The organism is Candidatus Hartigia pinicola (assembly GCA_020541205.1).
GTDB classification, from domain to species: domain Bacteria; phylum Pseudomonadota; class Gammaproteobacteria; order Enterobacterales; family Enterobacteriaceae; genus Hartigia; species Hartigia pinicola.
This window is the reverse complement of sequence record CP048208.1, coordinates 1137610-1150310: the sequence shown is the minus strand read 5'-3', so window position 1 is coordinate 1150310 and position 12701 is coordinate 1137610. Positions and strand designations below refer to the sequence as shown.

2 protein-coding genes are annotated in these 12701 nt (G+C 22.8%); both read right to left on the bottom strand.

The genetic code is table 11. The features are described 5' to 3' along the window. Window positions 1-3853: 3853 nt before the first annotated feature. On the bottom strand, window positions 3854-4003 hold the full coding sequence (locus tag GFV14_RS02150; RefSeq protein WP_457914678.1) for a hypothetical protein: 150 nt from the start codon (window positions 4001-4003) through the stop codon (window positions 3854-3856). A gap of 3410 nt (window positions 4004-7413) precedes the next feature. Beyond that, window positions 7414-8490, bottom strand: a complete 1077-nt coding sequence (gene lptG, locus GFV14_RS02145; protein WP_457914040.1) for an LPS export ABC transporter permease LptG — start codon at window positions 8488-8490, stop codon at window positions 7414-7416. Between the last annotated feature and the right edge of the window lie 4211 nt (window positions 8491-12701).

Here is a 12701-nt window from a genome sequence, read left to right as displayed (position 1 = left end):
TGTGATTTCCACAATAGTGAACCGAATAATTTTATTTCCGGTAATATCTTACATACAATCAAGTAAATAACACGAAATATATAGATTATAAGTAATTTAAATTAAAATATTACTTACTTTACTATAAGTATGTTTTTAGCTTAAGTATAACACTTTTATGCTCTATTTTAATTTACTAGATATTAATAGCTGTGACTATTTTATAGAGATATATGTATAGCAAGAATATTTCTATATGAAAATATACGTTAGTGTGTGATTTTAAACATATTTCTGAGTCTTATAATATATACAAAAACACAGGTAAATATGTATTAAAACTATAAAAGAGTTTATGCTAAAATAAGCATAATGAACTTTAAATTAATTAATTAATTAACATTTCTCATTTCTCTTTATTTTAGTCAATGATATTCTATTAAATAAAATTAGAGATATTAGAGATAAACATAAAATTTATATCGCCGCTCTTTTATGCATATAACTCGTACATAATTTACATCAATTTAGTTCAGAATTATGCTTGTGATTAGCAATGCTGATTCGTATTTATATACAACAACTTTTTATTGATGAAAACATTACAGCTATCAAAGGAGTGTGTGTAATTTTTAGGTAGTAAATTTTGATGCTATTTATGAATCATGAATAAGTAAGATTTTATTCAAGTTTTTAATTTGTGTGAGTGGGTATTATTCAGTAAAGATGAAGTGAATATCATTTTATTAAAAAATTCATCATTGTTTGATTTATCAAACTAAGCGTATTTAATATTTATTAAATATTGTCTTATTGAGGATATTTTGATTAAAGAAATAACAGATGTAGAGCTATATTGTAAAGCAGTTATTCATCTTGTCTAGATAAAAATATGTATTAGACAAGATTTATAACAGGATACTATTAGATAAATTATTAACTCACTTGACTTAAATTTACGTAATTTAATATATCAAGTGTTAAAATATATATAAGATAATATCTAGAATATAATTCTATTGCAATTCTTGAATATTAATCTTAATTTTACGTTAAGATAATTTAATATTGCTTGAAATATCCTAGAAAATAATTTGAAATCAAAAGATAAAAATTTATTGTTAGTCATTAATTTTTTAAAAGCAAATTTTATTTCACTATAGTAATTATTAGACTGTCTAAAATAGTTATTTTCAGATATTATAAAATAGTCACTATGATTTATTATCTAATAACAAGATCAAAATTCAGTAAATCCGTTCGAATATTATAACTAAATACTCTCTTATTGTTATTTATAGTATAGACTATTTTGATAGAGATTCATATGTCGCACATGAGATTTGGTTATGAAACATGTATTAACTCTTTTTAGGTGAAAAAATAAAAATTTGTTAAATATGTGTAGTTATGCGCTTGTGTAGTAATATTATTATTTATCTGATTAATATATTTAAAGATACAATTCTTTATTTTATTGCATTAATTACTTTAATAGTGATTGTTAAGAGGAGTTATGGCTGATATGTTGTCAAGATATTATTATTGTTATTTCTGTTATTATATTACATACATTCAACGCGCTGGTTATATCTTTAATATGTAAGAAAATTAAGATCTTTATTTATAAATAAAATGATTTGCGTAAAAATAGGAATAGTAATCTCTTTTTTTCCACAGTAACTGTGTTTATAGCTACTATATGATAAAATATTCATAATATTAAATTTTCTGATAATTGTTATTATAGTTTCTGTTCTCTCTTGTTATATTTAAAATAAAAAATCTTGCTATTAGTACAAATATTATTATCAAATATAATATTTAATATAGGAAATTTCACTATTATTTTCAACAGAAAAACAATAAATATTATTTTAAAATCTAAAAGCGGTATTTAAATTTCTTTTAGAGGTTTCTTATAGTTTTTGATATTTTTAGTTCATATAATGTTTTTAATGACTAAATATTGCAAAATTACTATACATTTATAGAGTGAATTACGTCTGATAGTTATCACAATTTCGCTTTCAATAATGATTGATATAGTTCATAGCGAAAGGGGTGGGTTCTTGTGATCTTAATGATTCTTGATTTTCTTTATTGAAATTCTGATTTTTCTCGTTTTATATAGTACAATATCCTAATATAAATTAGGATATCTGTTGTCTGTATCTATATTTAGTTTAGTTTTTTAAGTTGTTATAATTTTTTTGTAATCTATTTAAGATCCTGCGTACGTAATAGAGGTGAATATATTGTAACCTGTATATTTATCGGTAAGTAAATAACTACAAGAATTACTAAAATTAGTCAGTGTAATGATTTGTGTTCGTTAATAATTATAAATAATGATAACATTACATAATCACTCATTTTTACGATATATTTATATAAGTTTTACTTTACGTTTGTGTTATTTTATTCAATGCAATCAGTATGTATATTCTAATGTTATGATAGTAAATCAAGATTCTAGAGAATATATTATATTTTATTTTCTTTATAATAATGTAGACTGTTTTTAGCTGGCTATATATACTAACTAATTTACTATATTCTCGTTGAGTTAAATATTATCAATTCTTAGAATTGTCTAATTAGTAATAAAAAGAAGATATAAAAGATTTTATAGTGAATTCTATCTACAAAATTTTAAATCAGCTTGGATTTTAAACCTCCACTTAACGATTTCACTTTTGTTTATATACTTATAATATATGAAATAATTTAAAAATAATTTTCATTCTTGGAGTATTTTTTCGTTACATGAATATAGTATTTAGCTTTAAAAGCTATATTAAGTTATTTTTAAAAGTTTATCAGAGATAAAACCACGTGTTTTATGCTAAATTAGTGCTTTTAGTCAGACTATTGTATTATTTTTTGGATTAAATGTATTTAATAAAACTGATGATTGTCTAAAAAGAATACTGACACTTCATATGATAAAATTATTTGACTTAAAGTTAATATTGTTTTTTAGTACTGTTATTGTTTCCAAAGTAAATTTCAAAAATTGAATTTAATATATTATATTAGTGAATAATCTAAAAGATTACTTTAATGTTGTCACTTGATTATCTAATAGTCAATTTTTTTTAAAACAGCGCATAGTAATCTCTATATTTCTTTAAGTTCATTGTTCTTTAATTTCTAATAACAAAATCATTGATTTGTAATTTGATTTTAAACATAAAAGATATTCATTCTTAACTCTCTGTGTTACTTTTTCATAAAATATATATGTAGTATAGGTATTTTGTTAATTAAATTTTATAATGTCAGGTCAAGAAAATAACACTATTTTCAAATGAATTTTGATGATGTGCTAAGGGTAATTTATGAGATTCTGCATATAAAAATGCATAAGAATTTCATATATATTGAAACTGTATAGGGAATAAGTTTTTAAAAAAAATAATTTATAAACATTTTCAACCAATATTATTAAAGCATGCTCTTTAAATTATCATTGAGATATATAAAATACCTATGAATGCTTAGTATTCTTTTTTGCTGTAATTTCATATGTATAACAATTTAAAGATTTGGTTTTGATAGAATCTCTGAAATAACGAAAGTGGTTTTAAATAATTGTTTTGCATTATTTAGGAGCATAGAATATTAGTTGGAGTTAGTCGTAGAGAATTAAAGGTGAGTTTTGTTGTGTCACTGTATATATTTATCAAAATATGCTGAAAATGCATGTGCTTTGTTTTATTATATAAAATACGTTTAAAGTATTTTTAATTATATTATAGATACCAACTAAAGATTGTTCAAAAAAAGTAGTGAATAAGATTATAATGAGAATAAGTAAGAAAACAGATTTTCTTATCATGTAAAATATACAAGTATACCAAATGAAGAATTAATAATAAGTCAGAACAATACAAATACTATATGGTATATTATATAAAAACTGATCAAATAGTGCAAGTTTTTTGATTTTTTTTTGAGTTTTAGTTAATACACATAAGTTTTTGTACAGTACTTTTAGATCATAAGAAACATAAAGAATGTTATCATATTTGTACTCTCTATACTTTTTTAGTATCTAACACACCATGTAGTTGGTAAATAAAATAGTATCGCACTGATAATCAGTCAAAATAACATCCGAGGGTCTCTTTAATTTATGAATACCTTGAATAACTTGACTATGATCTTAAGAAAATATTCGTAGAATCTAAACATTATCCATTTTATTTAAAGTAATATTCTATCATACTGTGGAAACAGATAATTTATTTATATGAATAAGTACAACACAATAAAAGTTTTATTTGAGCGCTAATAAAACATTACAATTGTCCTAATATAATTTTAATAAATTATCTGTTATGCTTTATGTTTCCGACATTAATTATTCTAACATTTTAATATTTATCTGAGTGTTAGGGTCAGTAAAAGCATTTTTTTGACCTGCAATATACTATATTTCGTCCATGCACTGGTAAACTTCATTGACATAATCAAAATCTAACATAATTGTAGTTTTTAAAGATCTACCGACGATTTGCAGGTAAAATTTTTATAAAAACAAATTTCTTTTAATTTTTTATCTCTTTAATCTATTTTTTCTAATTTTTTATGGTAAATAAAAAGCTGATTATCTTATTACTAATAGTTGAAAATGATCAATTTGAAATAATTTATAAGGTAATAATTCGCTTTTCTTAATCAAAAAGTAATATTTCTATTATAACATTATTAATTCATTAGCTTGAGATAGGAAATTGGTTAACACGAATACGTGTCTGCATATCTTTATCAAATACAATATGAAGCAAATTATTACCTTCGTGTCATAATCTAAATCTTGCAGGTATACGGTAATAAAATTTAGGAGATACAAATACTTCAAGTTGAATTCATGTATAAAAGCCATCATTTTTAATAGTGATTTTTAAGTGGTAGTTGATAAAATTCAATGTATATTAAATAGCCTTATTAATATTAAATTATGAAAATACCATGAAAGATAGAGAATTGCAGAGAAAGCGTTAAAGATATCTTTTTTTAATCATTCATCTATAGAAATGAAATTCTTTTAGTATAAGACTGCTGGTAATAAGCAAGATAATACTTGGTATGACGTATTAGCATAATATTAAGAAAATAGTAAACATTAAAACAGCTATCTAACTCTTAAGTAATAAATGCTATTTAATATTTTATATTTGATTTTAAACTAAGAATAGTTCATACTATTGATTCATCAATAAATATTTTGATAAATTATACCTTGTTTTACTCAGTGAAGATTAAAATACGTCTCAGACGTTAATGTATATAAAAGTTTTTATATATTATTACAACTTGTGACACCGTTTCGATTAATAAATAGTTTTTCGTTGATTGTTTAGTAAGAGTAAAGAATATTATAATATTAAATTATTAAAAATAGATAATCTACGAAATTAAGGGTAAATTTTTGAAGACAGCATTAAATATAGATAAAGCCTTTAAAAAGCTATAATATGTAAAATTTTAATATTAAATCATTCATCAAAGCGAATGTGTAAAACTTATTTTATATAACTATAGTAACACACACAATTATTAGGTATAAATAAAACGCATGAATAATTTTTTCCTGTGTAAAATTATTAGTATTGAACATGTGTTAGAAAATAAACAAATTTATATAAACGGGATATTTTAAATATTTTGTATTAGATGCTAAGTGAAATAATGAAGATATTTTGATATAATGCGTTTTATGTTTTCAATATAACTCTTATAATTTAAACTATTCAAAGCATATTGAATTATTGGAGAAATTATTACCGAATGTAGAAAAATTCTGAAATATATTTAAATGCCGAATGTTAGATTATTATTTGAGTATTGATTGTTTTTCACAGTACAGTACTCAAGACTCTATAAAAAGTCTCTTTAATTATATTAAACTAATAGCGATTATTTTAAAGTACTTAATATGCTTATGATTAAATTTCTAACATTCTTGAGAATGATACGGAATTGTATATTTAATGTAATTAATGCGCATAACGTAGTTATTATAGTTATTAATAATTACCGAGTAATATCACATTTACTCTAGTAAATTCATGTTTAGCAATGTTCAAAAAAAAGAATTATCATTTACTATGTTAAATCACTGTCATTGCTTAGTTAGTAAATAATGCAAATGAAGCAAAACCATAAACTATGCATTATCAATGTGTAATAATCATATATTTACGATAAAGTAATGAGACTAGATAATAATATCAGGAAAATCATATATTTAAATTTTCTTTTAACGACAGTTATACGAAAATGTAATAAAAAGTGTGAGAGATAATGTAAATATGCTATTTTATTTTATTACATTAATGAAATTGTTAGAATATATTAATAATTAGAAAAACTTAATACAACATTATGTATTAAAAATCTTCTACTTATACTTAAATTATTATTCTTCTCACGAAGGCTGTAAAAAAGTTTGAAGATAATTATATTTCAGTTAATAAACTACTAACCAGCTTCTTATCTAGAAAACACAATAAAAATTAAGTAAAGATTAAATGTTTTTTAGCGTAATTAATTGAAAGAATATAAAAAATTGAGTCTATATCACAAAACTGTACTACTAATTAGTGTTGGATATATTTAATGTCTATTGATATGAAAAATAAAATATATTGCTTTATTCTGGTAGAATATCTACTTTCTATATTACAGTTACTTGATATCAAAAAAATATATTTATCTAATTTCTTAAATAAATTAATACCCTTTAGTTGTATACCCTAGTGTATGAATGATAAAATAAGTTTTTATCAAAAATAATTGTGTGAGATGTATAATGATAATGGTAATAATTTCATAAAATATATTGTAGTTTGTGTTGTATTATACTACAAATATCAGTATAATAAACGTCAGCTCGCTATCGTAATGACGAGAAAAAAATAGTAGTAGTGTCATTCTAAGAATTTATGTAATAAAAATCAACTCGTATTATTGCAATGTTCAATACAATTGATAATGTATGTTTTTCCTTAAAATTAAATATATCAACTTACTTATATTAAAATATATTTTTAACTAATATATTTAATAAATGAATTAAGATATTAATTCTTTTAGTTTTAATTCAAGTATGTAAGTCACTGCGCTGATATGTTTGCAGTATTTTTAATTAACAGATATTATGAAAGTAATATCTATATTAATCAAGTGAATATAAGAAAGAATTTACTATAATCTATTATAAAATTAACACTAGATGAAAAAACAAATATGTTCTATAGTAAATAATAGTTTAAATAATATAATCATATTTTCTTAATGTATGCTATGTTTTATTAAACTTGATCTAATAAGTCTGTATATGTTACTAGTTTCTATAGAAAAGAGATAATTTTATAGTATATTAACAACTGTTTATTCTATTTAATGTAATTAATCTTAAAGTTATTTTCGCTTTATTAATAGAAAAATACTTATAATAAGAAATAAAAGATTAGGTAAAATTGCTGCAACAATCGGTGGTACCGAATATATTAAGCTCCAGTTACCAAACCCTTGGTTAAGCACATAAAATAAAAAACCACCTACAATCCCTACGATAACACGCATTCCCATTGGCACTGTATGCAGTGGTCCAAAAATAAAAGATACTGCCATTAATATCATAACCGCCGACGATAAAGGAGCGAATATTTTTTTCCACATACTCAATTGATAAATTGCTGCAATTTGTCCGCTTTCAGTTAAGTAAGAAATATATTGATAAAGACCATGAATAGAAAGCGAGTTTGCGTCAAGAGATACTACCCCTAGCTTTTTAGGGGTTAAATTAGTTTTCCAATTATATATTAAGCACTGAGAGCCTGAAATATTTTTTTCGCCACTTAAGATCGATTCTTCAACTTGAGATAACACCCATTTTTGATTAGCATTATTGTAGTTTCCATTAAAAGCAAACATCACAGATTTTAATTTATGTTGTTCATTAAATCGATAAATAGAGACCTCTTGAATTGATGTAGGATTAATAATACGTTGAATATGGATAAAATTACGTCCATCTTTTAACCATATCCCTTCATTTGTTGCAACTAATGAATTACCAACAATCTTCTCTGCACGGTAGTTTCTAGCGCATTGCTCCCCGATCGGGGAAACCCATTCACCAATTAACATGGCGAGAATTACAAGTGGAATTGCTGTTTTCATGACAGAAAGTGCAATCTGTAAACGTGTAAAGCCAGATGCTTGCATTACTACTAGTTCACTACGTGAAGCTAATGCACCTAACCCCATTAGTGCACCAAGTAACGCCGCCATAGGAAGGAAAACATCAATATCTGTTGGAATAGTGAGTATAGTAAATATGCCCGCATCAAATGCAGTATAATTACCATCACCAACTTTACGAAGTTGCTCCACAAACTTAATAATTCCAGATAAAGATACTAACATAAACAGAGTCATAAAAATAGAGTAAAAAATCGTTCGTCCAATATATCGGTCTAAAATACCAAACATAGGTTAACTTCTCAATAAAATTAAAATCGTAGGCTGTACATCTTAAACAGCATCCATAAGTATGAAGAATAATCGGTAATTCTAACTAGCTTAAATTAATAGTTATAATATATTTTGTATTTTGATATTAATTATTCTATACTATAATATAATGTATTTTGTAGAAGATGAAAGTATAAGTTATATTATAGAAAGTATGAAATATATCTTTTGTTATAAGGGTATTTACATGCATAATAATTAACAAAGTAATGATATGACTATAAAATTGCATTTTTTGTCAAACATTAATAATCTACTTCAGATTTAAGTTGAGATAATCAGATTGATATAACTTGTATTATATTTTATGACTTTATATTTCATTACTCGTTTTATAATTGTATGTTGTATAATAGTTATCAAAATTAATGATTTTAAATAATGAAATAATATCGTGTTTAAATAATTAGTATTTCTGTTTGAGTACGAGAATTTAACAAATTTTAATATCGTTTATCATATAGATACGATTGACTCTCATAGCTGATTCAGAAGATTCAGAGGATTCATAGGTAAAATACTCAAAGAACGTTTAATTCAAAATAATAACCTTTTATTTCTCTGATATAAAATAGTAAATATATATCATATTTATGGAAATTGTGAGCTTATTTCATAGGGAATACACTCATTTTATATTATATTGATTAGATGCATTGAGTTGTATGAAAATAATAGAAATTTAGAAAAATATTTCTTATACCGCGTAACTCGCATATTATTCTCTTGCTTATTAAAAGATCTTAACGTTAGAAAATAAGATACTTAATTGACTGTGCAGAGCGTCTCATGCTAAATATTTAATAGTAATTAGCATTGAGTCATTTTCAACTTGTTGTAGGTGAAAATGATAGAGATATTTTTAATGTCTCTATCATTTTGTTAAAATATATGTTGGTGGGTAAATAATATTTTTAAAAATATTTAAAGTTATTTTATATTACTCGGTTTATTAATATATACGTTTTATGTTTATTTATGAGATAAATTAACAGTATTTTATTTTAATAAAGAAGTATAAATTTTGTCTGAATATTTTAAAGAAGATGTAGGGTGTAATATGACGGTGTCAGACCAAAGGAAATAACGCAGTATATATCATAATTAAAATGTTTAAACTTAGATTTTATCTTCTCTGAAGTTGAACAGATATTAACATGAATAATAAATATATTATTATTGATGTTTTGATAAATTTTAAAGTAAAGTTGGTTAAGCTATACAGCTTAATTATGAATTAACATATACGATCTAAAGGGGGTTTTATATTATTATTAATATTATTAGAATGCTGATAATTATTAAAAAGTATATCAATTTGTTACAATAATATTCATCACTCTGTTTTGATAATGAATTATAATACATTAAATAAATAGCGTCACTCACTCAATAAACTTTTTGAAATAATGTCATGATAGATTAAATGAAATAGTGATAAATGTACAATGTTTCATTTCTTCAAAAGAGACTATTGAGTATTTTTTTTAAAATATCAAACACACTGATACTCAGTTATTCTTTTAATAGTATAGATTTGATTGTATAATTTTAATTTTAATAATTTTTTTCCAATAAACAATATACACTCTTTTAAAATCTTGTATTATATAATTGCTATTTGTTAGTATATTTTTATATATAAAATAATTGATTTTTAGACGTATGATGTTAAAGCATCTATTCTTTTTTTTTAGCATATTTTATCATTACTGCATGTTATAAGACATATTTTCAGTTCCTACTACGATAAATCATATTATATCTAATACTTTTTATCTGTATCATAGTTTTATGCGTGCATTGTATTCATGTTCTGAATTCTATATGCATTAATTATAACGAAAATTATTTATATTCTTCTTACTGCTGACGCGAATTTATGAAACTATATTTTTATATCTAATCTAGCACTTGCAGCATTTTTAAAGAGATGATATTTTTAGTATGCTAGATAATAATAGACAGTATTTCTATTAAGAAAATTAGTACTTTATAAGTAGCGCAATAAATTTTTAGGCGATATTATAAAAGTGTAAAATATCTTATAGATATTGATTTATAGATTTATGTGTGCGTTGTTTAGTAATAAACAAATCATGATTCAATTTTTGTAATATCTTTCACTAATGTTCCACTGTAATTTTATTGATTAAAAATGGGGTATATACAGTCATGATATTTTAAAAGATTGTAAATATTTTTAAAAGTTATTTTGTGCGATATTATGTCATTCAGTATAGATTTTACACCGTAATGTTATTCATCTAACTAATAGATTTATAAATCAATTTCGTATAATTATTCAATAAACTTATGTATTAATCTAGATCGATTAGTAATTCAATATTTCTTTTACTTAGAATATATGATTAGATCTTGTTTAATCAAACATTTACATTAAATGCGTATTTTAAAACACAGACTAACAAATAAGTTTTTAATATAACAGTTTTTGTTTTTAACATTATATTTTATTAAAAATTTCTACTACTAGTAATCAATTGTTATCTATGTTAAATCACGGAAGCTATTAGTATCATGCCAGGATATTATACTTAGATTTTATATAGTCAAGTTTATTACATTAAATCTACTATCTTAAATTTCTGTTAAAAGCGTCCTCTATACTTTTATGTTAACACTTAAAATTTCAATGGTCAATCATCGAATTTAGTCTTTCTTAAAAAGATATAAGGCTATACTTTAAGGGTAAAATTGTTAAAATATAGTCTATGTTCACTACGTTATTAGTTCCAGAGATAATATAAAAAGTAATTGTTATATATTCTTTACTCATAAGATTATATTAATTTGTAAAGATTAGCATATATAATAAGCATTTTCTTATAGATGAAAATATCTATTTTTCTCAATTTATAGTTAAAGAATTATATTCGTTAAAAGTTATTATTGTTAATGGTTAGTAAATAATCATTGATACTGTAAATTAATTTAAAAATGGTAGTTACAATCATTAACTTTTTTATAAAAGAACTTTATAGTAATAGTGAAAGTTCAATTTGAAATCGCATGTATATTATAGAAAATTTTTAACTGATTTTAGTGCGTTTCGTCAGAAACGTGAGCGAGTCTCTTTATTGTGGTATATCATTAAATGTGTATAAAGATCGTTAAATTTAAAGCGTAACTTAGTATTAAGTATTATATTGTTACTATTTTAAAAGTTGAGTAGTGTGTTTATACTTCATAGTGAGATATAAATGCATAATTTTAATATTTTAAGTTATTAAAATTATTTTCTGTAATAAAACTAAAAAATTTTTTAAAAAGTCCTTTTATACACAATAGAATTAAAAAATAAATTATAATTTTACTCAATTACTTTATTTTGAGTATATCTGAAAAATAAATGACTAAATTTAATGTTAATATAAGAACATGTTTAAGCAGCATTTTAGTTCTTAAGAAGAAAAATTTTCAGGCAACTAAGTGAAAAGCTGTAGAAAATTATTTAATATTATATCTTCATTGATAAACATGTGGTGTCGCTTTTTGAAAGAGAATAAGCCGTTCTTTAAAAATCTATATTTTTAACGTCTATCTGGAATCTTTAACATTCCTGAATAAGATGTAATCTTAAAAGAAAATCATCATTATTAACTCTATAAAGTGTTTTTATTCAAAGATATCTACTAAATATTATCGTCTTTTATTACATAAGATAATGTCTTCACATAAAATAATATTGTATTTTAAAAGAGAATTGAGTAATCAAGTGGATTGAAGTACTTGCTTATATTGCTTCTGCTATTTTGGAGATAATTATTGAAATAATTACGAATGATAAATTTTACTACTTAATGGTTTTAGAATAAGAATATTACTCTTAGTTGCATAAAATATTATTGTGTAATTTAGACATTATAAAGAATTCATCATTAATGAAACATTTTAGTTATGTTTTAGGATCAGATAGGTGAATTATTTAATCTGCTTAACATATAATTTAAATTATAGTGTGTAATAATCATTAAAATAATACTGATTGTTTTCTTTTTTTTGGTTACTGATGGTAAATGAAGTCACTAAAAACTCTATCTTGTGTATATAGTACACAAGATGTTTTCAGTTTTAGTTATTTAATGTAGTAATAGTTAAGACTATAAAGTTAAAAGTATCTTGAGTTTTATGTTATAAAAATTAAA